A 24,868-nucleotide genomic window follows, 5' to 3' on the forward strand; every position below is an offset into this window, starting at 1 on the left:
AAGATGAGATATAATATGGACTATAAAATGTCGTTGAACACATTACCGTGGCAACAACTGCTAGATACTCAAGGTTTGCAATGTCCGTTGCCTCTATTAAAAGCGAAACGAGCTTTAAATCATTTAGAAGTGGGCCAAAATCTTAAAGTGCTGGCAACGGATGCGAGTTCCCAAAAAGACTTTGCCGTTTGGGTTCAACTCGTTGGGCACACGTTGCTTCAAAATGAGTGTATTGATGGAGTTTATCACTACCTCATTGAAAAAAATTAGGATAACACATGTTTAAAGTATTCCGTTCTTGGTTAGATCACTTTTTTGCTGATGAGCAAGCGCTGCTTTTATTGGTTTTGCTAGCTGCTGGTTTAACTACGATTTTGATGTTTGGAGCCTCTCTGGCGCCAGTCATAACCAGTATGATTTTGGCATATTTAACGCTCGGATTGGTGCAGTGGCTGGAGCGTTTTGGGGTTAATCATTTGCCAGCCGTATGGGGTATTTATAGTTTATTTATCGCCTTACTTTTAACCTTTGTGTTTATTGTATTACCCTTGTTGTGGCAACAAGCAACGGATTTGCTCAGCAATTTACCACTCATGCTAGAAAAATTAATGGACTTGTTCATGCTATTGCCAGAGCAATATCCTGAACTGGTCAGTGCAAACCAAATTAAACAACTCGCTGATGCAGCAATGGCTGAGGTTGGCAATTCAGGCCAATTATTAGTGTCTTTTTCATTGGCTTCGATTGGCCAATCACTCACTTGGTTAGTGTTTTTAGTTTTAGTACCCATCTTAGTGTTTTTCTTTCTAAAAGATGGCCACATGATGGTGCTTTGGTTTACCTCATTTTTACCTTTAAAACGCAACATCTTAAGCCACGTATGGCTTGAAATGGATCAACAAATTGCCAATTATGTGCGTGGGAAAGTGGTAGAAATTGCCATTGTCGGTAGCGTTACTTATGTTGCCTTTTTGTGGTTTGGGTTGAATTACGCGGCTTTACTCGCCGTCATTGTGGGTATGTCAGTACTCATCCCATATATAGGTGCAACTCTTGTTACCATTCCAGTTGCATTGATCGGCTATGTGCAATGGGGCGTTTCTACAGAATTTTACACCCTCATTATTGTTTATGGCATTATTCAAGCCCTAGATGGCAATGTGCTTGTCCCTTTGTTGTTTTCAGAAGCGGTTAATTTGCATCCGGTTGCTATTATAGTAGCCGTGTTGTTCTTTGGCAGTATTTGGGGCCTTTGGGGCGTGTTTTTTGCTATTCCCTTGGCCACCTTAATTAAAGCCGTAATGAATGCTTGGCCTAAGAAGTTGTTAACTGGCTAAGGTAATCTAATACAAGCTGAGCGTGTTGGTCTACTTTGACCGCACGCCACTCTTGTATGAGCATCCCTTCTGGATTGATAACAAAAGTACTACGATCAATGCCCAGGTATTCTTTGCCGTATAGTTTTTTCAGCTTAATGACATCAAATAATTGGCACAAGGCTTCACTCTCATCACTGATGAGTTCAAAGTTGTAACCCTGTTTGGCTTTAAAGGACTCATGCTTTTTTATCGTGTCTCTAGAAATACCGAATATTTTGCAATTGAGTTGTTTAAACTCACTGAGTAAAGCATTGAAATCATGGCCCTCTGTAGTGCAGCCGGGAGTTGCATCTTTTGGATAGAAATAGAGCACTATAAATTGACCTTTTAATTGTTCTAAATTAAATTCAATACTGTTAGTGGCTGGGGCTTTGAAGGGGGGCACTAATTGGCCAATAGTCAGGCTCATATGGGTAGTCTCAGTTAAAAGTGTTATCATAGGGGTTTTGAGCCATCTTAAACAATTGGACGACATTTTGAAACAACAAGGTTATACATCAGCGCATATCTTCCCACTAATTTTGGTCTTTATGTTACTTACGGCATGCTCTGCGACTCCCTTTCTTAGTAATAATGAAGACAGTATTCTCAGGGATAAAAGCTTAGATTATGCCCAATCTATAGTTATTGATCGTATCAGTGTGCCAGCAGGTTTAAATGATGCTCAAGTTCAAAATGATTTACTAATCATTCCTGCGGCCCAGCAGTCAGATGCCCCCGCAGGCATCGAAGAGGCTCCAAGGCCCGACTTTGTGTTTGCTCAAGCAGGTAGTCATTCAGCCCGTCTAATAGGGGGTGCTAGTCAACAACGGATTAGTGTGGCTGGTAGCTTAGCTAAGGTGCAAGGTCATGTGGCGCAATTTTGGTCCAACCAAGGTATTGCCATAGAAAAAGACGCGAGTGATCAAACAGTTGAAACAGAATGGTTTTCCCTTTCAGAAAAAGCGCCTTCAGATAATTTTATAGCTCGTTGGATTCGTAGTTTAACTAAATCTGATGAAGATATTGCTTATGGTCGAGTGAAAGTTGAACTCACTGAGATAGCACCCAATAGAGTTGAGCTGTCTTTGGATTTTTTACAATTGACTCAGCTTGAAATTGAGGATCAAAAAGAGATTGATTGGGAAGCTACTGGCCGCGCTTTAGATAATGAATCAGAGATTACCTTTGAACTACTGCGCCACCTCAGCCAAACAGCGTTAGTCGTGCAAAAAACGGATGAAACTAAATTGTACCAAGTACCTTTATTGGGTAAAGACCAATTTGGGCGGCCCCTAGTTCAGCTTAATATGAATTATGACCAAGCCCTGACCAACGTACTTAAGGCTATGGCATTCTTTGATGTGGGTAGTTATGACGAAATTGCTAAAAAGATTTATTTTACCCACACAAGTCACCTGCGTTCAAGTCAAGCCACAGAATCTAAATCGGAAGGTGTTTGGGGATGGTTTAAAGATTTACATTCAGGTAGTAAAAGGGAACCTGGAACAAAGGTTAAGGTCAATCTGTTGGGTGGCAAAGACGAAGACACGGTGGCAGAGCGTCCCATTTATTCATCAGACCCAGAAATAGCTGCCAAGGGGACAAGTCTGGAAGACAAGAAAGGCTATAAAGTTTGGTTAGGTGGCAAAGTGATTTATGTGTTTGAAGATGATGATCAAGGTGACGTGAGTGAAACAGGGGAATACACTTATGTGGGATCTTTCCAGTTGCACTTTGAAGAAACACTCAATAGTGTCTATGTCCAAGTATTAAATGAGGAGGGTCAGCCTGCACGTAATGTGTATGCAGAAGAAATTCTATGGCGCTTACAACAAACATTAGCCGATTAATTAATCCCCATTGGAAGTCTAGGCCATGCAAGTAGTACTTTTAGACGCAGAAACATTAGGCCCAGACGATTTAGACTTTAGCCCGCTAAGCGTCTTGAATCATGATTTATGCTGTCATCAGAGCACCCAACCTGATGAGGTCGTTAAGCGCCTTGCGCATGCCCAAATTGTATTAGTTAATAAAGTGGTTTTGGATGCCTCCTGTTTGGATCAACTGCCTCAACTTAAGCACATTATTGTGCTTGCGACTGGGGTTAATAATATTGATCTAGCCGCAGCGGCAAGACTGGGTATTAGTGTACAAAATTGCAGGGCCTATGGCGTAGAGTCGGTGGCACAGCATTGTTTAATGCTAATGCTTAACTTGAGTACAAAAATGCTCAACTATCGACGGGCTATTAATAATGGAGATTGGAGTCGAAGTCTGCAATTTTGCCTATTAGATTATCCAGTCGAAAGCTTAACAGGTAAAACCCTTGGCATCGTCGGTTATGGAGATCTTGGCAAGGGTGTGGCTGACTTAGCTCGTGCCTTTGATATGAACATACTAATTGCTTCTAGGATGGGGCAGAAACCCAGTGCGGGACGCATCCCTTTAGAACAAATGTTGCCTCAAGTCGACATTCTCTCATTACATTGCCCGCTAACTCAGGACACCACCAACTTAATTGACTGGCCACAGTTATGTGCTTTACCCAATACAGCATTACTCATCAACTGTGCTCGGGGTGGAATTGTAAATGAGGCTGCATTGGTTAAAGCCTTAGAAGAAGGTCAAATCGCAGGTGCGGGCATTGATGTGTTAGCCCAAGAACCACCTCCAAAGGATCATCCACTATTAGCGTTAGAGCTAGATAATCTCATTATTACACCACATACAGCTTGGGCCAGTCGTCAAGCTCGCCAGACCATCTTAAATCAAGCAGCAGAAAACCTGCTGAGCTTAACCACAAGTCCAGTTTTTATTCGCCAGCTGTAAGTGATTGATTTTAAAAAAGTGTCAATAGTAAGAGTAAAAAATGAATCTTTTTATGTCATTTTTTTGCATAATTATTCTTGACATCGCTAACTTGTTGAATTTTATAGTGCCTGTTGTGGACATTTATTAAGTGATGTATAAATTCAAGCTAACAGCCTATGAAGTTTCTTAAATTAACCGATTGACATTCATAACCTATTGAAATGATAGGATTAAATCAATGTGGTTAAAAAACAACCAGTTTGTTAACAAGACTGATATAATAGGCTTTGAGGCTTTTTTCCAATATTTGTTCACAGTGTTATCCACAGCTTATGTGTATAAAGCAAGAGAGCCTTAGAGCACTGGCGCTTACTGGTATATTAGAGAGCTAAAATTTAGTAAATAGGGACTTTAACCTATCGATGATTTTTTTTTGAACTGATATTATTAGGGTCTTAAAAATCGTTCAATCATCGAAAAGGATCTTCTAATGAAACTCATAAAACGACTGTTGGTCGTCATGGCACTGTTACCCATTCACCTTGTTGTTAATGCATCTGCTACAGATCAGATTTTGTTCTCTCATGCTTGGGTCAAAATGCCCATGCCTGGCATGCAAATGTCTGCGGGTTACGTAGACATAAAAAACACATCCACTAACGACATTAAAGTAATCGCAGTGAGAACCCCCTTTAGTAAGATGGCAGAATTACACGATATGGTTATGGTCAATAAAGTGATGCAGATGCGCCATGCAATTGATGGTTGGGTGATTGCTGCTGGAACATCCTTAAGTTTAGCGCCAGGGGGCAAGCATGCGATGCTTATCGGAGTTAAGCCTCTGGAGTCCAATCAATCCGAAACGATTTTAGAATTTAATATAGAAGGTCTTGGGTGGGTCTCCGTACCCGCCGCTTTAAAGGTTTCTATGCCCTGAGTTATATTGGGTTAAGGGTTGAACGAAATAACCCCTTGTTCGGTCACCACGGCGTCTAGGGGCTGGTCAAAAGGACCCTTAATGACTTGATTCATCTCTTGGGCAGCATAAGCGACACCAAATACTGACACTGACTTGGTTTGACGCAGGTTCTCAATGGTGCGGTCATAAAAACCACCGCCGTAGCCAAGTCGATACCCATGACGGTCAAATGCTAAAAGGGGTGCTAAAATAACGTCAGGCTTTAAGGCATGCTTATCCGCAAAGGGTTCATAGGTACCAAACTGGGCAATCTTTAAGCTATCATTGGGAACCCACGTGCGAAATAGCAAAGGTTTTCCAGCGCCTAGCATTACTGGTAATGCTGTTTGATGGCCTAACTCATGCAGTCTGTTAAGGAGTGGCATAGGGTCAAGTTCATCGCCTAAAGGCCAATACACAGCGACAATTTGATTGGGTTTTAGCTTTTTTGAGTCGAGTAATTGTTGGCAGACTTGTTCACCTGCTCGGGGGTTGAGCGCAAACGCTTTAGCTCTTTGCTGTTTAGCTTGAATGCGTTGTAAACCCTTTTTTTCATCTATAGATGGCATAGCTCATAGTCTCAGTCGGCACAAGAAAGACTTGTTTTGATTTATTTGCTAGTACACACTAGATCACTCTAAAAACATAGTTTTTTTCATATTATTTAGAGTTTTAATGTTAAATATATTTGGGTAATTAGGGCAATTTTATGACGATTCAAAAACTTTTAGACAACAACCAAGCGTGGGCTAAAAAAGTGGCCCAAGAACAACCTGAGTTGTTTGCTACCTTGTCGAAGCAACAGGCCCCTAAGTACTTGTGGATTGGTTGTTCTGACAGTCGCGTGCCAGCAAACGAGATTGTTGACATGTTGCCTGGAGAGCTTTTTGTGCATCGTAATGTAGCAAATTTGGTAAAACACGTTGATTTTAATTGTCAGTCAGTCATTCAATTTGCAGTCGATGTGTTAAAAGTTGAGCATATTATCGTGTGTGGTCATTACGGATGTGGTGGCGTTAAAGTGGCCATGGAAAATACCAACGCTGGTATTAGTGACTATTGGTTGCGGTCAGTTAAAGATATAGCGTTACGCCACCGAGTTGAATTACAAGACTTACCTAATCAAGAGGCACGACTGAGTCGCATGTGTGAAATTAATGTGACTGAGCAAGTGGCTAATTTGGCACATAGTAAAATTGTACAAACGGCATGGCAAAAAAATCAACCGCTAGAGATACACGGTTGGATATATGGCATTCATGATGGCGTCATCAAAAACCTACATGTGAGTCACAAAGGCTTGTCAGATTTAGATGACATTTATCAAGTAGAGATATAAATAGTATGCCAAAAAGAGTTTTTAATGAAGCTAAGATATTAAGGCATCCAACTAAGGCGCCGAATTAATGGCAGCACAATGATGAATAAGAGTGTGGTTGCCTGCTCCAAGCCTAAAACTAAAACAGAGATTACAGCCAACACTAATGGGCACCCAAACCCATCTATGAACACTCAAATTCATCTAGCAATATAGCCACCTAGCCATCTAGGTTAATGAGTGTTAGTTAGGTAACAGCTTGTTGTTTTAAAAACTGAGGTTGATTCCAACTTTCTGTGGACATAATGTCCACTAAGGCTTCAACACAATCCCATAGGTCGACATACCTGAGATACAAGGGAGTGAAACCAAAACGCAGATTATTGGGGGCTCTAAAATCCCCCACAATATTGCGTGCGATTAAGGCTTGCATGATGGCGTAGCCTTGGGGATGGGTCAAGGACACTTGACTGCCGCGTTGTTCAGGGTTGGTGGGTGAACCTAATTCAAACCAAGGGCAGCGTTGTTGGATTAATTCAATAAACAGTTGACCCATATGTTGTGACTTGCGTCTTACTTGTGCCATATCTGCTGACAACATCAGATCTAGGGCCACTTCTAAGGCCGCATTACCCAGCACGGCTGGAGTGCCACACATGGCTTGCTCAATGCCCGTTGCGCCTTGGTAATCGTCCACAAAATCAAATGGTTTAGCATGACCTAACCAGCCTGTGAGGGGTTGCTCAAACTGGCTTAAATGGCGTTGGGCTACATAAACAAAGGCAGGGGCACCTGGGCCCCCATTAAGGTATTTATAGGTACAACCAACGGCTAGGTCAGCATTAATCTGATCTAGTTCAATAGGCATGGCACCCACAGAGTGGGAGAGGTCCCACATCATTAAGGCACCTTGAGCTTGTGTTATTTGAGTCACACTTGCCATATCCCACATCGAGCCAGTCTTAAAGTGCACATGGGTTAAGAGCACTAGTGCAGTGTCTTCATCAACAGCTTGTAATACTTCATCTCTAGGTAGAGAAATGACCTCAATATGATCGCCGAGTAATTTGGCTAAGCCTTGCAACAAATAAAGGTCAGTGGCAAAGTTTCCCGTCTCAGTAATTAATTTGCTCCGATCTGGCCGCATTTTTATGGCGGCGGCAGCGAGTTTAAAAATATTAACAGAAGTGGTGTCACAGACTATGGTTTGGCCCACATCTGCACCGATCAATCGGCCCACTTTATGGCCTAATTGTGTTGGTTTTTGCATCCAATGATGGCTGTTCCAACTCCGAATTAAATCGACTCCCCACTGGTGTTTTATGACCTGACTCACATGGTCAGCAGTGGCTTTCGGTAACACGCCAAGAGAATTCCCATCGAGGTAAATAAGCCCTTCTTCAAGGCTGAATTTATCTCGCATCGGGGCTAGGGAGTCATTTTGGTCTAATAGTTCAAACTGGCTTCGGTCTAGTTTAAGTGGGCTCAACTGGGTCATATTGAATCTCATGGTAGTGGTCTGTCACTTTAATTAGGTGATTAACACGGGTGTTTTAAATACTCAGTAAATGGCAGCACTAAAGGCTCGTGCGTACCGACCAAAGCTCAGGAAAAAACTGCAGGGATAAGGCCTTTTGGAGATAACCCACTCCAGATGTGCCTCCAGTGCCATGTTTGTGTCCAATAATGCGTTCAACAGTTTTTACGTGGTTAAAGCGCCACTGTTGAAAGTGATATTCTAAGTCTACCAGCTTTTCTGCAAGCTCATACAAATCCCAAAAAGTGTTGGTGTCTTGGTAAACCTTCTGCCATGCAGTTTCAACCTTTTTGTTGGATAGGTAAGGTTGGCTCCAGTCTCTTTGGGTTTGCTCAAGTGCAATATCAAAACCACGTTTTTGCAGTAATTGGAGGCATACGTCATAAAGGCTGGGGGCATTAAGTACCTTGGTTAAATGTTGATAATTTGTCGGATGATGACGGTGAGCCTCAATGAGTGCCGCATTTTTATTACCTAATAAAAACTCAAGCTCTCGGTATTGAAAGGACTGAAAACCTGAACTTTGCCCTAAGCTATCTCTAAAACTAGCATAGTCGGCGGGGGTCATAGTGACTAATACTTCCCATGCATTGACCATTTGCTGTTGGATACGCGCCACGCGGGTAAGCATTTTAAAAGCTGGGCGTAGGTCGTCTTGAGCAATTAATCCAGCAGCCCCATGGGCTTCATGCAAACATAACTTCATCCACAGTTCTGAGGCTTGATGAATAATGATAAATAACATTTCATCATGGGCCTCACTAAGGGGGTTTTGTTGCTCTAAAAGACTTTCTAAACCAAGATATTGACCGTAACTAATATCCTGTTGCCAATGGATATTTTCATCACTAATGTCAATGGTGTTGGAGGCATAAGGGCACTGATAGGTCATGATTATTCCTAGAGTATTTTTTTATAGTTTAGGGTGTGTATTTGTTGAAGTAAATGTCATAATTTGGGGGTTAAGTATGAATTAAATGCATAAAAAGGGTAGGAGATAGCTATTAAATTGAGCATTAGGCAGTTACAAATGATTCGGGCTTTAGAGATTGCAGGCAGTGTGTCTGCTGCTGCCATAGCCCTGCAGGTGAGTCAGTCAGCTCTAAGTCATCGCATACGTGAGGCAGAACGATTACTAGACACCCCGTTATACAGCCGTCAAAATAAAAAACTAGTGGCCACCCCTGCAGGCTTGAGAGTTCAATTTGCCGCTCGAAGGGTATTAGCAGAATTAGAACGTGCCGAACAAGATGTGGCGCACATGAGTGGCGGGGTAACCACCACGGTGCGTTTAGGTTTGGAAGCGTATGCCTCACATCATTGGTTGCCTGAGTTGTATCAACAGTTGGCCATTAAATGTGCCCACATTGGCCTTGAGATCACGGCTGACGTGGGTTTGCATCCAGAGTCTGCATTGCGTCAACAAAGCATCGATATAGCTTTGATATCAGGACTACCGCCAGCCAAGGATTTTAACTGTATGCACTTGGGTGAAGATTCGTTATTAGCCTTAATGGCCAGTGATCATCCTTTAGCAAAGAACGCCAGCGTGTTCCCAGAAATGTTCGCAGACTTTCCCTATGTGGCTTACCATACCAACCCAGAACAAGGGCGTGAATATGATTTAGTGTTTCGGCGTCATCATGTTTTGCCCAGCAATGTCATTAGTGCAGGTGTCACGGAGGCGGTGTTAACCATTGTCGGACAAAGTCAGGGTCTCACCATACTTCCTGCATGGACCGCCTTATCTCAAGGTCCAAAATATGGGTTAATCACTCGGCCCATAGGAGATGGTGCATTAACCACTCAGTGGTATCTTGCTGGCTTACACCAAGTCGCTAACAGAGAAGCAATTTTAGAGGTGATGCAGACAATACAAAATATAACTCGCTTTAACGACTAACTAGCTGCACCTGCCCTTTAATTTAGGTAAAATAATGTTTCGATTGATCCTAGAAACTACCTCATATGTCTGCTTTTTATAACGTTCTTGCGAGCAATGATGATTTGCCTATTGTTACAGATTTACCTGTACACAGCGGAAAAGTCCGCAGTGTGTATTGGCTCAGTAATAAGCACAGCAAGCGTTTAATCGCCAGCAAAGGCTATAATGTGGCTGCCGATGCTCCTTTAGCAGTCATGGTCATTAGTGATCGTATCTCCGCTTTTGATTGCATTTGGCATGGAGAAGGTGGATTGCGGGGCGTGCCAGGTAAAGGTGCTGCACTTAATGCTGTGGCCAACTATTGGTTTGCGCGTTTTCGTGAAGCCGGTTTGGCAGACAGTCACATTGTAGATACACCTCACCCATTGGTTTGGATAGTACAAAAGGCAAGACCTGTAATGGTAGAAGCCATTGCCCGTCAGTATATTACGGGGTCTATGTGGCGTACTTATAAAGCAGGGGAGCGGATGTTCTGCGGTATGCAACTGCCAGAGGGTTTGCAGCAAGATCAGTGTTTACCCGAATTATTAATTACTCCTTCGACTAAAGGCATCTTAAAAGGCATCCCTAATGTGGCAGAGGCAGATGATGTTAATATTGCCCGTGCAGATCTAGAAGCTAATTATCGAGCCTTTAACTTTTCAATTCCTGCTGATATTAACCGTTATGAGAACTTGTTACGCGATGGCTTTTCGGTTATTAGCCAAGACTTAGCGGCTCATGATCAAGTGCTGGTTGATACCAAATTTGAATTTGGCTACGTCAAGGATGCCAAGGGTAACGATAAATTGATCTACATGGATGAGGTGGGCACACCTGATTCATCGCGTATTTGGGATGGTGCAGCTCTGAGGTCTGGCAAGGTAGTGGAAAATTCTAAAGAGGGTTTTAGGCAGTTCTTGCTTAACTATTTTGATGATGCTGACATTTTGCTGAACAAAAACCGCATGTCAGAGCGCAGCGCATTAGCCAAGGACAATGCATTGCCTTTGCAAGCGATGCACGACATCTCAAATACTTATATTGGTATTGCAGAGAAAATTATAGGCCACCCACTGAACGTTAGTCAGCAGCCTAGGCAAGAGATTATAGACGTCTTAGATCAAGACTATGGACTTATCCGTTAGGCCAGAACCATAGTCACAAAGCTCCTCGCAGCGGCACCGGTTTAGTTAGCCCATTAGATGCTGTAGACCATTCAGTATGGCTTTGCTTTCTTGACTCAATGGCATAACTGGCAAACGAGACTCCTCATTACACAAGCCTAATAGGGAAGCCGCGTATTTCACGCCTGCTGGACTTGGTTCATTGAACATGGCTGCATGCAGAGGTGTGAGTTCGTCATGAATGCGTTTGGCTTCCTTAAAGTCACCCTTTAAGCAGGCCGTTTGCATGGCCGAACATCGGCTCGGTGCAACGTTAGCTGTGACAGAAATACAGCCATTGCCACCCACCGCATTGTAGGCCACGGACGCTAAATCGTCACCTGAAAGGTAAGAGAAGTCATTACCTAGTGCCAGGCGTTCCAAACTTATCCGTGAAATATCACCCGTGGCATCCTTTACGCCCACTACATTTTCAAGTGCCGCAAGCTTGGCCATAGTTTTTGGTTCGATATCAACAATGGCACGGGGTGGAATGTTGTAAATTATCATCGGAATATCAACACCTTGAGCAATATATTCGAAGTGAGCATAAAGCCCATCTTGGTTTGGTCGATTATAATAACCTGCAACACACAATACGGCATCGGCACCCAATTCTTTGGCATGACGAGCATAAGCTAATGCTTCAACTGGGTTGTTTGACCCAGCTCCTGCGATTACGGGTACGCGGCCATTGTTTTCTTCAACAACGATTTCTACCACCCGTTTGTGTTCCTTTTCAGACAAGGTAGGTGATTCACCTGTGGTGCCGACAGGCACTAAACCATGCGTGCCGTTATCTAGCTGCCAGTTAACCATGCGACGCAGGGCGGTCTCATCTAACTTGCCATTAATAAAAGGGGTAACTAAAGCGACGTATGAACCACTAAACATTGAACTGACTCCTAAGACTATAGGGGAGTGATTTTAAACCTATGTCGGTGTATCAACAAGTCTGCAGTCAGGCTTATTTTGTAACGGCTATACATTAATGGAAAAAGGTGAGACCATCTTGTTAACAATCTACCAATTAAGGTCAGATTGGTTAGTTTAAATAATAATAATTAGAGATCTAAGCATCTCAATAAGAGAGTAAATAATATGACAAAAGCAAATCCCTCCGTCTACAGTGATGCAAATCAAACCCCCCCCATGAGTGAAGCATTGCCATTGGGGCTGCAACATGTGCTTGCGATGTTTGCGTCTAATGTCACACCTGCAGTTATTGTCGCTGGTGCAGCTGGTTTGGCCTTTGGTGGTGCCGAACAGGTTTACTTAATTCAGATGGCAATGTTATTTGCCGGTCTTGCAACGCTGTTTCAAACCATAGGGTTTGGCCCTGTTGGAGCTCGGTTGCCCATTATGCAAGGCACAAGTTTTGCCTTTGTTGGTGTGCTCGCTGGAATTGCAGCGACGCAGGGTCTTGGGGTTGCTTTAACCTCGTGCATTATTGCAGGTGCTATACACTTTGCTCTGGGCGCAGTCATCGTCAATATTCGCAGTTGGTTCCCTCCCTTAGTAACAGGATTGGTTATTTTGGCCATTGGTCTTTATCTTATTCCTGTGGGCATTAAATACGCTGCTGGTGGCGCCGCTGACTTTCAAATGAATGCAGACAGCTTTGGATCTTTAAAGCATTGGTCTGTTGCTTTGACGGTTATCATAGTGGCTTTGGTGGTCAAATTTAGAACCAATGGCATACTCTCCAATGCGGCCATTTTAATTGGTCTAATTGCGGGTTATGTATTGGCCTATATCCTTGGCATGGTATCGTTTGGCGCAGTTACAAAGGCCGGTTGGATTACGGGTCTGCAGGTTATGCCCTACGGCTTTGAATTTAACTTAGGCGCGGTCATCGGTGTCACTTTGGTGTCGATCGTATCAGCAGTTGAAACGGTAGGAGATGCTTCAGCAACCACAAAAGCAGGCGCGGGCCGCGAAGCAACAGATGATGAAATTTCTGGTGCCACTTATGCAGATGGTCTAGGTACCGCTGTCGCTGGCGTGTTTGGTGGTTTGCCAAATACTTCGTTTAGTCAAAATGTGGGTATCGTTGGTATGACAGGTGTTATGAGCCGTCATGTGGTGACCATTGCTGGTGTCATTATGCTAGTGTGTGGCCTATTACCTAAAGTGGGTGCAACCATCGCTTCAATGCCTCTGCCTGTGTTAGGTGGTGGCGTGATTGTAATGTTTGGCATGGTTGCAGCGGCAGGGCTCAATGTTCTGTCAGAGGTGCAAATGAGCCGTCGCAACATGATTATTATCGCCATATCACTAACCGTGGGTCTGGGTCTCAATTTGGTACCATCTGCTGTGCAGTATTTGCCGGGTATCTGGAAAACGCTGGCCACATCAGCGGTTGCACCTACGGCATTTTTGGCCATTGTATTGAACCAACTTTTGCCTGACGACGCCTAATCCGCGTCCATAGACTAACATAGCACCTCACATTATTCTTGGGGTGCTATGAACGTCAAGCACGGCCTGAGGTATGGGTTGTGTTCTAGTTATAGGCAGAGTAACTCCTTATCTAATGTGTTTGAAATCTTTGATTGAAACTGAAAAATAAAGTTGGTGAAACGAGTAGATTATAATAAGGGCAGCTTGGGTTGCCTTTTTTTAATCTAAGCAATGGCACGTATTTATGGTGTAAAGGATGCACCAACTATTGATGAGGCCATTGTCGAGGCTATTATTTACGATGTGATGCAACAACATCTTGGGCCTGGCACACATTTAAGTGAAAAATCAGTGTGTGATCGGTTTGGTGTGAGTAGAATGAACGTCAAAAGGGCGTTACTGACGTTATCAAATATAGAAGTGGTAAAATTTCAGGCAAATAAAGGTGCGCGCATCCGCCAGCCTACTTTGCAACAAGCAATGACCTTATTTGAAACCCGCAGGGCCATTGAACCCATTATTATTAAAAATGTTGTGGCTCAGAGAAGTGACGCTGATACAGTCAGTCTTAATGCCCACGTAGAGCTCGAAGAGCAAGCTTTTAGTAACAATGACCGTCACCAATTGATTCGCTTGTCGGGAGAGTTCCACTTACTCATTGCTAGTTTTCAAAACAATCACTTGTTGACTGGATTTATGCAAACCTTAATTACACAATCAAGCTTAATTACTGGTATGTATGGCCAGCACAGTTTTTCAAACTGCCCACTTAGTGAGCATCGAAATTTAATAGAAGCGATAAAAAATCAGGATGAGCACCTAGCACTCAATTTAATGATGGCGCATTTAGAGCACATTGAAGCAGATTTAGCACTGAGTTCCACTCAACATCAATAATACACAAACAACACCAATGCGCGTTTGGCTAGCGCATGCTAATTAGTACAGGTATTATTTAAAGACGTTAGCTTAGGTGATACACATGCAACTTGAATACACTTATATGCAATCTGCCGTGGGCCAGTTATTGCTTGCTGGAGAGGGAAAGGTATTGCACTACCTAGGCTTTCCAATGGGAAAAATGCCTCTCTCACCAGCTTCTGATTGGATCTTTAATCGACTAGCATTTAAGCCCATTCGCAGACAGATAGAGGCTTATTTTGCAGGAGAGTGCAAACAGTTTGATATAGCCATAGCACCCTTTGGTACTGAGTTTCAAATGCAAGTCTTAAGTGCCCTGCAACAGATTCCCTATGGGCAAACCCGAAGTTATAAAGACATAGCAAGAGTCATAGATCGCCCCAAAGCTGTGCGAGCAGTGGGAGCTGCTAATGGACGCAACCCCATGCCATTGATTATTCCATGCCATCGGGTCATAGGGGCCAACGGCAGTCTCACAGGCTTTGCTGGCGGCGAAGATACTAAGGCTTTTCTATTACGCTTGGAAGGCGCCATCAAATAACGTAAAGAAGTGCGCTGCCTATTTCTAGCTTTAACCTGACTCTACCCTTAACCTGTCTCTAGCCTTATCGCATTTCTTGCCTTTAGCTAGGCCCTAAATACTTGCTGCGTGATGACTAGTATTAGTGGCATATTGATCTCATATTAGTGAGTTTGATTATTAATCGATGGTTCCGTGATTCTGTGGTGTTGGTAGTATGTATATACCCCACCCAAAGTAATGGAGCTGCCGACTAGCTGCCAAAAAGTTAGAGACTCCCCCAAGATAAGATAACCAAAGGTAAGGGTGAAAATGGGTTGAAGTAGCACAAAGCCAGCGACACGACTCATGCCATGGCGATGAATGAGTCCATACCACAAGCTATATGACAAGATGGACGAACACAACACCACATACACTAAGCATAGGATTATGCTGATCGTAAATTGGGGCAGTATGGGTGTGGAGTCGGCTTGCAATAGGTAAGCGACAAAGCACAAAGGTGCGGTAATAATAGCAATCCAGAACTGAATAGAAAGAACGGATAATTGTTTAAGTTTACGAATTTGAATGTTACCAACAGCCCACATAAAGGTGCTTAATATCACAAGAAACACGCCCCATTGAAGATCGTTTTGGCCTAACAATAAGGTGGGTAATATGGCGCCTATGGTGGCTATAACGATGGCACACGTTTGCACAGATGTAATGCGTTCGTGAAGAAATAAGTAACTTAATAGAGTTGAAAAAGGAGCCCCTAACAGAAAACAAACGCTTGCGATGACTCCAGGAACGATAGAAATACCCACCGCTAATACATAAAAGTGACCAAGGCCCATAACTAGAGCAATGGGTAGCAACAGTTTTAACTGGGCAGTGGAAATTTTGACAAAGGGCACTAGCACAATGGTGAGTAATAAAAAACGCGCCGCGGTGAACAAAAGAGGATCCATGTCATTGAGCGCAACTTTCATGACTACAATATTAAAACCCCATATTGCAGCAACCAGACTGGCGCCTAAAGCAGGTTTTGCTAACCAATTGATTTGTTTCATGCCCGTGTCCATGGGGAAAATTTAGGCTTTATTATGCCTGATTACCATGCTATAGAGATACTTTTGGAATTTCTCTCAGGGGCATCTGCTTGCTTTAGAGAAATAAAAAAGCCTCACTGGAGTGAGGCTTTTTCGAACAACTTAAAGGCTTTGAGCCTAAAGCTTTTCAGTTGTTATGACCAGGGGAATGGACTGCTTGAAATAGGGTGTAATTTACCTTGCTCGTATCGGGTCAAGCGGAATGGCTCAAGTAATCGGTGACTTTGGCCAGTGGCAATTTCATTAGCCACTAATTTACCCACTCCAAGCATTTTATAACCATGATTCGAATCAGCTATAAAGTACGCATTGGAATGGAAAACATCAAATATTGGGAAAGAGTCAGGCGTGAAGCAACCGATACCGCCACTAGGCTCGTCCTTAAACTTGGGCATGGTTCCTTCAAAACGCTTTTGACAATGGGCCAAAGCAGAAACCCACATGCGAGCAAATTCTGGGCCAACCACAAACTCAGGAGAATCTGGGCCGTAGGGATCAACTGCGACTTCGTCTGGGTTGGTCTTCACTGGGAAGGGCGCAGCACCTCCTTGAACCCCACCAAAGTGGAAGTCTGGCTTATAGTAGATGCCCCACATTTCGTCAGTAACCAAGCTACCATCTTCGCTCGAATACAAAGGAGCATTAGAGTCTACATGGATCACGGGTGGCATGTTACCGTTGTTGTCCACTTGCAACTTAGGGTCTACACCTAAAGTGCCTTCTTGAAGAGACCAGTAAATCCACATAGGGATATCGGTATGAATGACGTCATCAGCTCCTTTCACACTGACTGTTTTTGGAAGTTCTAACATTTCCCACAAGCTCTTAGCCCAAGGGCCCGCACCAATGACTACATATTCGCAAGCCACTTTGCCTTGGTCAGTTTCAACGTGAGTCACACAGCCTTCGTTGCGAGTGAAACCAGTCACCGTGACGCCACTGATAATGCGAATATTTTCGCTCTCAACTTTGGACGCCAAACCATACATTGCTTTAGTGTTATTGGCATAACCGCCTTTGTCTTCGTGTAATACAGAAGTAATGCCCTGTGCACGCCAGTCGTGAAAGATTCCTTTCATGTATTTAGTACAGTCAGCTTCGCCTTCAATAAAAGTAGAAGGGTAATCGATGGCTTTTTGCTGTTCGTAAATTGTCGCTACATCGGCATGCATAGATTCTGGACTAATTTGCATGTAACCCACGGGATGATAAGAATAAGTTTCCATATCAGATTCCCAAACTTCTACTGAATGGGCCATCAATTCTCGCATTGCAGGTTGGAAATAATTATTTCGTACCACTCCACAAGCGATGCCTGTCGCTCCAGCAGCAATACCGTTTTTATCAAGAATGATAATATCACGACCATCACCTTTACCGTTTGCCTTGAGTTCTAAAGCGAGGTGGTAAGCTGTACTTAAACCATGGATACCTGCACCTACAATGACGTAGGGAGAAGAAGAAGGAAAGGCCATAAGAATTCCTATTTAGTTATGTTTATTAATCTCTTAACAAACATAATGCGCTTTCAGATCTAAATAAAAACCACTTAAGACGACTTTTAATGAGACAAAACCGACAATAAAGGCTATTCTAACTAAAAGTTTAGTGATAAGCCTTTAGTTTTCATCGGATCTGCTATGCAACGATTTGGATTTTTGTTAATACCTGGTTTTTCGATGCTGTCATTAGCCGCGGCAGTTGAACCTTTGCGCATGGCGAATGCACAGGCGGAGGAAGAGCTTTATCAATGGGACTTTTTAAGTTGGGACAACACATCGGTCAATGCTAGTAATAATATGGTTACTGCACCGACCATCGATGTGGATCAAGTTAAGATGCTTGATGTTTTATTAGTGGTTGCTGGCATAAATGTAGCCACTTACGGTGATGATGTTTTTTTTGCCTGGTTACGACAAGCCTCCCGTCAAGTTGATTTGCTGGGCTCTACATCGACAGGCGCTTTGTTGTTAGCCAAAGCAAAGCTTCTGCGCCATAAAACGTGCACCATTCACTGGGAATATGTGGACAGCTTTCGAGAGCAGTTTCCTGATGTGTGGATGAGTGGTGAATTGTATGAATTTGATGGCAGCCTATTTACCTGTTCTGGCGGTTCTGCTGGTTTGGATATGATGTTGCAAATTATTGCAGACCAACATGGTTATGAACTTGCACTATTAGTTGCAGAGCAATATATGCACCCGCACATAAGACCCCCTCACCAAGATCAGCGGATGCGATTGCAATCGCGTTTAAACATCAATAACCCGCGCCTGATTAAAGCCCTTGATATCATGCGTCAAAACCTGGAAGCACCCCTGACCTGTCAAGAATTGGCAGACGCTTCTAATATGTCTGCGCGACAGATGGAGCGGTTATTTAAACAGTACTTGCATCAAAGCCCTGGTCAGTATTATTTGCATTTGAGGTTAGAAAAAACCCAGCAACTATTACGCCAGTCTAGCTTGTCGGTATTGCAGGTTGCCACTGCATGTGGCTTTAGCTCTACGTCCTACTTAGCGCGGTGCTATCAAAAAAAGTATGCCTGTTCTCCCCGCCAGGAAAGAGCGCGCAATAGTAATCGTTAAAACCTGTTTTGTGCTGTGTTATGGGTTATTTCTAACTAGTTTTAAGGCTATGAAAGCCGTATAATCACGATCGTCAAATCCGCCTAATTTTTGATTTTAACTGTTTATTTTATTTCATAGGAGTTCCATTGCTCATGTTTGAGTCGCTGCGCGCTGTGCCTGCTGATCCGATCCTTAATTTGTCGATCCTTTACCGGCAAGATACAAACCCTAACAAAGTTGATTTAGGGGTTGGTGTGTACAAAGATGAGGCGGGTCATACGGCTATCATGGAAGCGGTATCGCGAGCGCAAGAGCTTATTCTAGTGGAAGAAGATACCAAAGCCTACGTGGGTATGGCGGGCTCAAAACGGTATTGTGATTTATTAGCCCAAACAACCCTAGGTGCTGATCACACAGTGTTAACCAACAATCGTTTTGCGGTAGCGCAAACGCCTGGTGGCAGTGGGGCTTTGCGTGTATTGGCCGAGTTCATCAACGTTGCTAAACCTGGCGCTACGGTTTGGGCAGGTAACCCTACGTGGGCTAACCATAGTCCAATTATGCAAAGCGCAGGACTTGAAATTAAACAATACCCTTATTACGACAAGGATACAAAAGCGGTCGATTTTGATGGTATGTTAGCTACGTTAAAAGCAGAAACAAAAGCTGGCGATGTGGTTTTGCTGCATGCTTGTTGTCACAACCCTTCAGGCGCTGACTTAAGCTTAGAACAATGGCAGGCTACAGCAGACGTAATCAAGGCAAAAGGTCTATTGCCATATGTGGATATTGCTTACCAAGGTCTGGGTGAAGGTATGGATGAAGACGCAGCAGGGCTGCGTTTAATGGCTAAAACTGTGCCAGAGATGGTCATTGCTAGTTCTTGTTCTAAGAATTTTGGGTTGTACAGGGAACGAACAGGAACGGCCATCATTATCTCCGCTACTGAAGCGCAGGCCCATCTAGCCCAGAGCCAAATGAACGGTCTTATTCGTGCCAACTATTCAATGCCACCCTCCCACGGTGCGCTAGTGGTGGAAACAATTTTAGCTGATCCAAAACTCAAGCAAATGTGGCGTGATGAGTTAAAGACCATGCGAAAAAGGATTAAACACCTACGCAGTCAGTTAGTTGATGCCATCAAAGCAGAGGGAGTGGAACAAGACTTTAGCTTTATCGAACGTCAACACGGTATGTTTTCCTTTTTGGGTATTAATGCAGCCCAAGTTGATCAACTAGTTAACGAGCACAGCGTGTATTTAGTAGGGTCAAGCCGAATTAACCTTGCGGGTCTTAACCAACGTAATATTGCCTACGTGGCCAAAGCGATTGCAGCAGTTCTGTAGTATTACAATTTAGCCTGTCTCGTTTGGCGAACCTGCAATAACCTTTGTTACTGGTACTGGTATTGATTTTGGATTCATAGCAATCTGGAAAGTCGCATAAGGAAAGTTCTATAAAGGAAGTTCCATAAAGGAAGTCGCATCCATATGGGGCAGGTTGTCATTTGGACCACGGTAACCATGGAATATTTCCAGTTATGAGCCAATCTTATGAAACATTTGGTAAACCGCAAAGTAAAGGCGTTTTATTTGCTCACGCTAACGGTTTTCCACCCAATACCTACACTGAATTATTGACTCATTTGGGTCAAGAGCACCGAATTTTAGCGCCTCATTTACGGCCATTGTGGCAAGACCTGAAAGAATTCCAAAGCCATGCGAGCAATCGTGCGGTGTGGCCAATGATGGCGCATGATCTTAATGACTTTATAGAACAGCATCACCTGTCACCAGTGGTCTGCGTAGGCCATTCTATGGGGGCCAACGTGAGTATCTTGGCGGCCCAACTCAAACCTCATTTATACCGCCAGTTAATTCTGATAGAACCTGTTTTTTTACGTCAAACGATTGCGCACCTTATTCGGTTTAGTCCTCAGGTGTTAATTAATAAAGCTCCCATTGTTGCAAAAGCTTTAGGACGCCCTGATCGTTGGGATAATACTCAACAAGCGTTTGATTTTCACCGTTCCAAACGTGTATTTGCTAGACTGAGCGATAATGTTTTGTGGCACTATATCAAGGCTGCTGTCATACCCGATGGAGATTCAGTCGTGCTCTTGTACAGTAAATACTGGGAAGCTTTAATGTATGGCAGTGTGCCCAATATTTGGCCTTACTTAAAGCGCAGTCAAGTGCCCATATCTGTATTACGAGGAGAGTTTTCGGATACAGTAGATAAGCTTGCGTGGCAACGTTGGCTGGGGCTAAGTCCTGTTGCTGGAATGCCTGAGCACAAACGTGCTGTTAACTTTTTAGATGCTGGGCATCTATTACCCCTAGAGCAAGCTAAACAAGTCGCAAATCATATTAAGCAGTGTATGCTTTAATGATCAAATTGAACCTAATCTAAAGGATTCTGCATGGCAGGAGTAAGTTTACTGGCACTATTGGATGACATTGCCACTTTGTTAGACGACGTTGCGGTGCTTTCTAAGGTAGCTGCTAAAAATACTGCAGGCCTGCTTGCAGATGACTTAGCAGTTAATGCGGAACAGGTTTCTGGGGTGAGGCCAGAACGTGAATTACCCGTCGTGTGGGCAGTAACTAAAGGATCATTCTTGAATAAGCTGATACTGGTGCCTGCGGCCTTACTAATGAGTTTGTATGCACCTTGGTTAATGACACCCGTGTTAATGCTTGGAGGTACTTATTTGTGTTTTGAAGGGGCTGAAAAAATACATGGATGGTTCCTTCACAAGCCCACTGCCTCTTCACCGCAATCACGCTTACAGCACCTTAGTTTGTCTAAGGATGATTTATTGCACTTAGAAAAAGACAAAATTAGAGGTGCGATTCGCACAGATTTTATTCTTTCAGCAGAAATTGTAGTCATTATTTTAGATTCAGTTGCGCACACTAGTTTTACTAACCAAGTGGTTGTGGTTGCAAGTTTAGCCATATTTTTTACGCTTGCTGTGTATGGCCTTGTGGCTGCAATTGTTAAGATGGATGATTTAGGCCTTTACTTAGTAGAAGCAGAAAAAGTGGGAAACAAAGGACCGATTAGTGGCTTTCTAGGCCGCAGTTTAGTTAACGCTGCAGCACCACTGATGCGTACCTTATCTGTGCTAGGAACGATTGCTATGTTTCTGGTTGGCGGTGGTATTTTGGTTCATGGTTGGCCTTGGTTATATCAGTGGCTTGAACAGTTAAGCAGTCTCTGGTCTATACTCGCTGAAATGGGCGTAGGTGTGATAACCGGCAGTGTAGCGCTGGGCTTAATTATGTTGCTAAGAAAATTGCGCGCTCCAAGCTAAAGAGCGCTTTTAAAGCTCTGGCTTGTTGTTCAACACCCTCGGTACAAACCACCATTGCAGCGGCAAAGTAGGCCTCTAAAAGCGCGTATATAGCTTCATCTACTGGGCCATAATGGTTTATATATGACTGCCTAAAACTCCTATGCCAGTTGATATCTGTGTAGGCTTTCATGTCCAGATGCTGCCAATCAATAGTAAAATCAAGCTGTTTCTCATTATGACACTCTATGCCGGTAACTTGCACATGCCCCCGACGCATAGCGGGTAATTCTCCCGTACTATAAGATTCATATTTGGCTAAATCAAATAGGGGGTGACCAGCGCTGATGCCAGCGACAGAGACGGGATCAATTAGCACCAGTTGTGTGGGCCATTGCTTTAGTGAAGAGAACTTTGGTAGTAATATGTTTTCTAAAAATAAGTCCCCATGGAGTCTGACCTGTGGTTGATTTTTAATGACCTGTAATAGTTTAGTTTGCTCTGTAAGACGCTTAATGTTGTCAGTGAATGCATCACAATATTGGCCATTGATGGTCAGTTGGTTGGCTAATATATCTTTTAAATCAGCCAACGTGGCTATGGTTTGAGCTGCTTTTTTTAAGGTATCTAAAATGTTATCAGACAGGGTGAAGGTGGCATTAGCGGGTGTGTGTAACTGCCCAAACACGCGTTTGCCTAAATGCGCTTGAAATTGGTTTGCTTGTTGCTGATTAAATAATCTTGCTCTTGCCAGTTGGCCTAAGTCCACACATTCTTTTTGATAGGCCATGTCATAACCTGGGGCTGGTTCTTCCCAAGAAGCAATGAGTCGAGGAAATAAGTCCAGCAAATGTGGCTCTAAATCTTGCAAATATTGGGCCTCAGCTCGAAGATTATCCATCCCCCAAGGGCCTGCGGATTGGTGTCCCTTTGATTGCTTGCGCACTCGTTGAGAGCCATCTGCCATACGGATAATTTCTGTGCGATCCCAGTAACCATCTCTTAAAAGAGCGTCTACTGCAGCAAGATGTGGACGTGTGCTTGTAGCCATGGTTGATCTCAGTGGTTGAACTGTAACTCACTTAAACTCTTATAAAGTGGTGAACTTATGATTAAATCGGCATGCTTGCCCTGAGCCTCTAATTTTCCCTCATTAAAGACCAAAATGCGATCGGCATGCATAATGGTGGCTAATCGATGGGCAATAATGAGAGTAGTGCGGCCTTGCATCAAAGACTGGAGTGCCGCTTGGACCTGATGTTCGCTGTTTGCGTCTAAGGCGCTGGTGGCCTCATCCAACAGTAATATAGAAGGGTTCTTGAGCATTGCGCGAGCAATGGCAATACGCTGCCTCTGCCCACCCGACAAACGAACCCCTTGTTCGCCTAAATAGCTATTGTAACCCTCTGGCAAGCGCTCTATAAAATCACTCGCATAAGCTTCTTGAGCGGCTTGCTTTACTTGTTCATGAGTCGCAGTAGGATCACCATAACGTATATTATGAGCAACGTCTGCACTGAACAACGTGGGTTGCTGCGGCACTAGGCCCAAATGGCTGCGTAAATCTTGTGGCTTAAATTGTTTGATATTATGACCGGCCACCTTAATCTTGCCATTCTTGGGGTCGTAGAAGCGTTGTAATAACTCAAATAGGGTGCTCTTGCCGGCCCCAGAAGGTCCGACGATAGCCACAGTTTCACCTGCGGCCACGTTAAATGAGATATTGTCTAAGGCGATTTGGTCAGGTCTTGACGGGTAGCTGAAACTCACTTTTTCAAAGCTCAGGGCTAAGGCTCCAGCATTTAATTGATGAGGGTTTTTAGGGGCCTGGATATCTGCTTCTTCAGCGAGCAATTCGAGTAACCGTTCGGTTGCACCTGCGGCCCGCTGGAGTTCTCCATAAACTTCAGAAATGGTGGCTACTGCCATGGCGACCATGAGTGCATAAAAAACAAATGCAGCAAGTTCACCAGAACTGATATGGCCATTAGCAACGTCTTGGGCACCGACCCAGATCATACTTGAAAGGCCTGTAAATACTAATATCATGGCCACTACGATTAAAATTGAGCGCTGTAAAATACGTTTCTTGGCAACATTAAAGGCTTTTTCTACTTCTTGGCCAAAGGCCTTGGTTTCTTCTCTCTCACGAGTAAAACTTTGAACAACCTTTATGTTTTGTACAATTTCGCCTGCATAAGTGCCAATGTCAGCCACTCTGTCTTGGCTTAACCGAGATAACTTGCGCACCCTTCTGCCGTAAAGCATCATCGGAAAGATGACCAATGGCACGCTGGCCAATACAATTAGGGCCAATTTAGGATTAGTAATAAGCATCATCACCAATCCACCCACAAAGGTTAGGATATTGCGCAGGGCCATAGAAATGGAAGAACCGATAATCGACTGCAGTAACGTAGTATCGGTGGTGAGTCGGGCATTAATCTCACCACTTCGGTTCACCTCAAAATAATAGGGATCTAAGGTTAATAAATGGTCAAACACTGCCAAACGAACATCGTTGCTGACCCGCTCCCCTAACCAAGACACCAAATAAAAGCGCGTAAAAGAGCCCATGGCCATAAGTAAAGTAATCACTGCCAAAACTAACATTGCTTGGTTTAACTGGCTGGGATCTGCAGAGTCGAAGCCTTGGTCTATGAGCAATCGAATGCCTTGCCCCAGAGCAAGAGAGACTCCAGCTGTGATAATAAGGGCTAAGGCAGCGCCTATAACCCTACTTTTGTAAGGTGCAATAAAAGGCAACAATCTAAACAGTAGGCGCAAGTCTTGCTTGTTGTTTGGTGTTTGAGACGTTTGATCAGAAGCCATGGTGTGCTCAAAAATATGGACGTAGGGGTTGTATGTGTGGGCAGACTTGTAATTTACAATTGGGTGACGTCATTAGTTAACTGTAAACGCTCAAGGTGTTGGGTTATAAGCCAAGCTTGTTAGCCTAAAAGCTAACATCCTAAAAGCTAGCATAT

24 protein-coding genes are annotated in these 24,868 nt (G+C 43.6%); 15 read left to right on the forward strand and 9 right to left on the reverse strand.

Annotation, left to right across the window (positions count from 1 at the left end):
- The first annotated feature begins 27 nt into the window (after positions 1 to 27).
- Positions 28 to 270 carry a sulfurtransferase TusA family protein gene (locus ABXT59_RS05475; RefSeq protein WP_443638194.1) on the forward strand — a complete coding sequence of 81 codons (243 nt, stop codon included), beginning with the start codon at positions 28 to 30 and terminating at the stop codon, positions 268 to 270.
- An 8-nt stretch (positions 271 to 278) separates the two neighbouring features.
- Positions 279 to 1,337, forward strand: a complete 1,059-nt coding sequence (locus ABXT59_RS05480) for an AI-2E family transporter (RefSeq protein WP_443638195.1) — start codon at positions 279 to 281, stop codon at positions 1,335 to 1,337.
- Here ABXT59_RS05480 and ABXT59_RS05485 read toward each other — a convergent pair.
- The gene (locus ABXT59_RS05485) at positions 1,315 to 1,788 is read right to left on the reverse strand and encodes a peroxiredoxin (protein ID WP_443638196.1); all 474 of its coding nucleotides are present in this window, start codon (positions 1,786 to 1,788) and stop codon (positions 1,315 to 1,317) included. The genes ABXT59_RS05480 and ABXT59_RS05485 overlap by 23 nt on opposite strands.
- A gap of 67 nt (positions 1,789 to 1,855) precedes the next feature.
- Between ABXT59_RS05485 and ABXT59_RS05490 the strand changes: the two genes are divergently transcribed.
- The 3 genes from ABXT59_RS05490 to ABXT59_RS05500 all read left to right on the forward strand — a co-directional run bounded on the left by ABXT59_RS05490 (position 1,856) and on the right by ABXT59_RS05500 (position 5,109).
- Positions 1,856 to 3,211, forward strand: a complete 1,356-nt coding sequence (locus tag ABXT59_RS05490) for a hypothetical protein (protein WP_443638197.1) — start codon at positions 1,856 to 1,858, stop codon at positions 3,209 to 3,211.
- 25 nt (positions 3,212 to 3,236) lie between these two features.
- A complete protein-coding gene (locus ABXT59_RS05495) occupies positions 3,237 to 4,190 on the forward strand; it encodes a D-2-hydroxyacid dehydrogenase (protein WP_443638198.1) in 954 nt (317 codons plus the stop codon).
- A gap of 472 nt (positions 4,191 to 4,662) precedes the next feature.
- On the forward strand, positions 4,663 to 5,109 hold the full coding sequence (locus ABXT59_RS05500) for a copper chaperone PCu(A)C (protein ID WP_443638199.1): 447 nt from the start codon (positions 4,663 to 4,665) through the stop codon (positions 5,107 to 5,109).
- Positions 5,110 to 5,120: 11 nt separating this feature from the next.
- Here ABXT59_RS05500 and ABXT59_RS05505 read toward each other — a convergent pair whose 3' ends face one another.
- Entirely contained in the window at positions 5,121 to 5,699 is a 579-nt protein-coding gene (locus ABXT59_RS05505) for a 5-formyltetrahydrofolate cyclo-ligase (RefSeq protein ID WP_443638200.1), read from the reverse strand.
- A gap of 140 nt (positions 5,700 to 5,839) precedes the next feature.
- Here ABXT59_RS05505 and can point away from each other — a divergent pair, with 140 nt between their 5' ends.
- Positions 5,840 to 6,469, forward strand: a complete 630-nt coding sequence (gene can, locus ABXT59_RS05510; RefSeq protein ID WP_443638201.1) for a carbonate dehydratase — start codon at positions 5,840 to 5,842, stop codon at positions 6,467 to 6,469.
- 226 nt (positions 6,470 to 6,695) lie between these two features.
- Here the strand turns inward: can and kynU are convergent, their stop codons facing one another.
- The gene (gene kynU / locus ABXT59_RS05515) at positions 6,696 to 7,946 is read right to left on the reverse strand and encodes a kynureninase (RefSeq protein ID WP_443638202.1); all 1,251 of its coding nucleotides are present in this window, start codon (positions 7,944 to 7,946) and stop codon (positions 6,696 to 6,698) included.
- 79 nt (positions 7,947 to 8,025) lie between these two features.
- The gene (gene kynA, locus ABXT59_RS05520; RefSeq protein WP_443638203.1) at positions 8,026 to 8,877 is read right to left on the reverse strand and encodes a tryptophan 2,3-dioxygenase; all 852 of its coding nucleotides are present in this window, start codon (positions 8,875 to 8,877) and stop codon (positions 8,026 to 8,028) included.
- A gap of 117 nt (positions 8,878 to 8,994) precedes the next feature.
- On the opposite strand from kynA, the gene ABXT59_RS05525 reads away from it, so the two are divergent.
- Together ABXT59_RS05525 and ABXT59_RS05530 are read left to right on the forward strand one after the other, a co-directional pair.
- Positions 8,995 to 9,888, forward strand: coding sequence for a LysR family transcriptional regulator (locus ABXT59_RS05525; protein ID WP_443638204.1), 894 nt, complete (start codon positions 8,995 to 8,997; stop codon positions 9,886 to 9,888).
- Between the two features lie 65 nt (positions 9,889 to 9,953).
- Positions 9,954 to 11,057 carry a phosphoribosylaminoimidazolesuccinocarboxamide synthase gene (locus ABXT59_RS05530; RefSeq protein WP_443638205.1) on the forward strand — a complete coding sequence of 368 codons (1,104 nt, stop codon included), beginning with the start codon at positions 9,954 to 9,956 and terminating at the stop codon, positions 11,055 to 11,057.
- Between the two features lie 45 nt (positions 11,058 to 11,102).
- Here ABXT59_RS05530 and dapA read toward each other — a convergent pair whose 3' ends face one another.
- Positions 11,103 to 11,969, reverse strand: a complete 867-nt coding sequence (gene dapA, locus ABXT59_RS05535) for a 4-hydroxy-tetrahydrodipicolinate synthase (RefSeq protein WP_443638206.1) — start codon at positions 11,967 to 11,969, stop codon at positions 11,103 to 11,105.
- A gap of 207 nt (positions 11,970 to 12,176) precedes the next feature.
- On the opposite strand from dapA, the gene ABXT59_RS05540 reads away from it, so the two are divergent.
- From ABXT59_RS05540 to ABXT59_RS05550, 3 genes are all read left to right on the forward strand, one after another.
- Positions 12,177 to 13,496 carry a uracil-xanthine permease family protein gene (locus tag ABXT59_RS05540; RefSeq protein WP_443638207.1) on the forward strand — a complete coding sequence of 440 codons (1,320 nt, stop codon included), beginning with the start codon at positions 12,177 to 12,179 and terminating at the stop codon, positions 13,494 to 13,496.
- Positions 13,497 to 13,709: 213 nt separating this feature from the next.
- Entirely contained in the window at positions 13,710 to 14,375 is a 666-nt protein-coding gene (locus ABXT59_RS05545) for a GntR family transcriptional regulator (protein WP_443638208.1), read from the forward strand.
- An 85-nt stretch (positions 14,376 to 14,460) separates the two neighbouring features.
- On the forward strand, positions 14,461 to 14,940 hold the full coding sequence (locus ABXT59_RS05550; RefSeq protein WP_443638209.1) for a methylated-DNA--[protein]-cysteine S-methyltransferase: 480 nt from the start codon (positions 14,461 to 14,463) through the stop codon (positions 14,938 to 14,940).
- A 143-nt stretch (positions 14,941 to 15,083) separates the two neighbouring features.
- Here ABXT59_RS05550 and ABXT59_RS05555 read toward each other — a convergent pair whose 3' ends face one another.
- Together ABXT59_RS05555 and ABXT59_RS05560 are read right to left on the reverse strand one after the other, a co-directional pair.
- On the reverse strand, positions 15,084 to 15,974 hold the full coding sequence (locus ABXT59_RS05555) for a DMT family transporter (RefSeq protein ID WP_443638210.1): 891 nt from the start codon (positions 15,972 to 15,974) through the stop codon (positions 15,084 to 15,086).
- A 173-nt stretch (positions 15,975 to 16,147) separates the two neighbouring features.
- On the reverse strand, positions 16,148 to 17,488 hold the full coding sequence (locus ABXT59_RS05560; RefSeq protein ID WP_443638211.1) for an NAD(P)/FAD-dependent oxidoreductase: 1,341 nt from the start codon (positions 17,486 to 17,488) through the stop codon (positions 16,148 to 16,150).
- A gap of 165 nt (positions 17,489 to 17,653) precedes the next feature.
- Between ABXT59_RS05560 and ABXT59_RS05565 the strand changes: the two genes are divergently transcribed.
- The 4 genes from ABXT59_RS05565 (at position 17,654) to ABXT59_RS05580 (ending at position 21,902) form a co-directional block, all read left to right on the forward strand.
- Positions 17,654 to 18,601: a GlxA family transcriptional regulator gene (locus ABXT59_RS05565; protein WP_443638212.1), complete on the forward strand. Its 948-nt coding sequence runs from the start codon at positions 17,654 to 17,656 to the stop codon at positions 18,599 to 18,601.
- Between the two features lie 134 nt (positions 18,602 to 18,735).
- The gene (locus ABXT59_RS05570) at positions 18,736 to 19,929 is read left to right on the forward strand and encodes an amino acid aminotransferase (RefSeq protein WP_443638213.1); all 1,194 of its coding nucleotides are present in this window, start codon (positions 18,736 to 18,738) and stop codon (positions 19,927 to 19,929) included.
- Between the two features lie 194 nt (positions 19,930 to 20,123).
- On the forward strand, positions 20,124 to 20,972 hold the full coding sequence (locus ABXT59_RS05575) for an alpha/beta fold hydrolase (RefSeq protein WP_443638214.1): 849 nt from the start codon (positions 20,124 to 20,126) through the stop codon (positions 20,970 to 20,972).
- A gap of 33 nt (positions 20,973 to 21,005) precedes the next feature.
- A complete protein-coding gene (locus ABXT59_RS05580) occupies positions 21,006 to 21,902 on the forward strand; it encodes a DUF808 domain-containing protein (RefSeq protein ID WP_443638215.1) in 897 nt (298 codons plus the stop codon).
- Here ABXT59_RS05580 and ABXT59_RS05585 read toward each other — a convergent pair.
- Positions 21,868 to 22,932 (reverse strand): hypothetical protein, encoded by a 1,065-nt coding sequence (locus ABXT59_RS05585; RefSeq protein WP_443638216.1) that lies wholly within the window; start codon positions 22,930 to 22,932, stop codon positions 21,868 to 21,870. The genes ABXT59_RS05580 and ABXT59_RS05585 overlap by 35 nt on opposite strands.
- 8 nt (positions 22,933 to 22,940) lie before the next feature.
- Positions 22,941 to 24,713 (reverse strand): ABC transporter transmembrane domain-containing protein, encoded by a 1,773-nt coding sequence (locus ABXT59_RS05590; RefSeq protein WP_443638217.1) that lies wholly within the window; start codon positions 24,711 to 24,713, stop codon positions 22,941 to 22,943.
- Between the last annotated feature and the right edge of the window lie 155 nt (positions 24,714 to 24,868).

It is taken from the genome of Candidatus Njordibacter sp. Uisw_058 (assembly GCF_047730065.1).
Lineage (GTDB): Bacteria > Pseudomonadota > Gammaproteobacteria > Pseudomonadales > Balneatricaceae > Njordibacter.

What these genes read in the sequence shown, in the direction of transcription:
- ABXT59_RS05480 (WP_443638195.1), top strand. Translation starts at nt 279, where the DNA reads ATGTTTAAAGTATTCCGTTCTTGGTTAGATCACTTTTTTGCTGATGAG.
- can (WP_443638201.1), top strand. Translation starts at nt 5,840, where the DNA reads ATGACGATTCAAAAACTTTTAGACAACAACCAAGCGTGGGCTAAAAAA.
- ABXT59_RS05550 (WP_443638209.1), top strand. Translation starts at nt 14,461, where the DNA reads ATGCAACTTGAATACACTTATATGCAATCTGCCGTGGGCCAGTTATTG.
- ABXT59_RS05485 (WP_443638196.1), bottom strand. Translation starts at nt 1,788, where the DNA reads ATGAGCCTGACTATTGGCCAATTAGTGCCCCCCTTCAAAGCCCCAGCC.
- ABXT59_RS05505 (WP_443638200.1), bottom strand. Translation starts at nt 5,699, where the DNA reads ATGCCATCTATAGATGAAAAAAAGGGTTTACAACGCATTCAAGCTAAA.
- ABXT59_RS05570 (WP_443638213.1), top strand. Translation starts at nt 18,736, where the DNA reads ATGTTTGAGTCGCTGCGCGCTGTGCCTGCTGATCCGATCCTTAATTTG.
- ABXT59_RS05530 (WP_443638205.1), top strand. Translation starts at nt 9,954, where the DNA reads ATGTCTGCTTTTTATAACGTTCTTGCGAGCAATGATGATTTGCCTATT.
- kynU (WP_443638202.1), bottom strand. Translation starts at nt 7,946, where the DNA reads ATGACCCAGTTGAGCCCACTTAAACTAGACCGAAGCCAGTTTGAACTA.
- ABXT59_RS05585 (WP_443638216.1), bottom strand. Translation starts at nt 22,932, where the DNA reads ATGGCTACAAGCACACGTCCACATCTTGCTGCAGTAGACGCTCTTTTA.
- ABXT59_RS05565 (WP_443638212.1), top strand. Translation starts at nt 17,654, where the DNA reads ATGCAACGATTTGGATTTTTGTTAATACCTGGTTTTTCGATGCTGTCA.
- ABXT59_RS05475 (WP_443638194.1), top strand. Translation starts at nt 28, where the DNA reads ATGTCGTTGAACACATTACCGTGGCAACAACTGCTAGATACTCAAGGT.
- ABXT59_RS05495 (WP_443638198.1), top strand. Translation starts at nt 3,237, where the DNA reads ATGCAAGTAGTACTTTTAGACGCAGAAACATTAGGCCCAGACGATTTA.
- kynA (WP_443638203.1), bottom strand. Translation starts at nt 8,877, where the DNA reads ATGACCTATCAGTGCCCTTATGCCTCCAACACCATTGACATTAGTGAT.
- ABXT59_RS05500 (WP_443638199.1), top strand. Translation starts at nt 4,663, where the DNA reads ATGAAACTCATAAAACGACTGTTGGTCGTCATGGCACTGTTACCCATT.
- ABXT59_RS05590 (WP_443638217.1), bottom strand. Translation starts at nt 24,713, where the DNA reads ATGGCTTCTGATCAAACGTCTCAAACACCAAACAACAAGCAAGACTTG.
- dapA (WP_443638206.1), bottom strand. Translation starts at nt 11,969, where the DNA reads ATGTTTAGTGGTTCATACGTCGCTTTAGTTACCCCTTTTATTAATGGC.
- ABXT59_RS05540 (WP_443638207.1), top strand. Translation starts at nt 12,177, where the DNA reads ATGACAAAAGCAAATCCCTCCGTCTACAGTGATGCAAATCAAACCCCC.
- ABXT59_RS05575 (WP_443638214.1), top strand. Translation starts at nt 20,124, where the DNA reads ATGAGCCAATCTTATGAAACATTTGGTAAACCGCAAAGTAAAGGCGTT.
- ABXT59_RS05560 (WP_443638211.1), bottom strand. Translation starts at nt 17,488, where the DNA reads ATGGCCTTTCCTTCTTCTTCTCCCTACGTCATTGTAGGTGCAGGTATC.
- ABXT59_RS05580 (WP_443638215.1), top strand. Translation starts at nt 21,006, where the DNA reads ATGGCAGGAGTAAGTTTACTGGCACTATTGGATGACATTGCCACTTTG.
- ABXT59_RS05555 (WP_443638210.1), bottom strand. Translation starts at nt 15,974, where the DNA reads ATGAAACAAATCAATTGGTTAGCAAAACCTGCTTTAGGCGCCAGTCTG.
- ABXT59_RS05545 (WP_443638208.1), top strand. Translation starts at nt 13,710, where the DNA reads ATGGCACGTATTTATGGTGTAAAGGATGCACCAACTATTGATGAGGCC.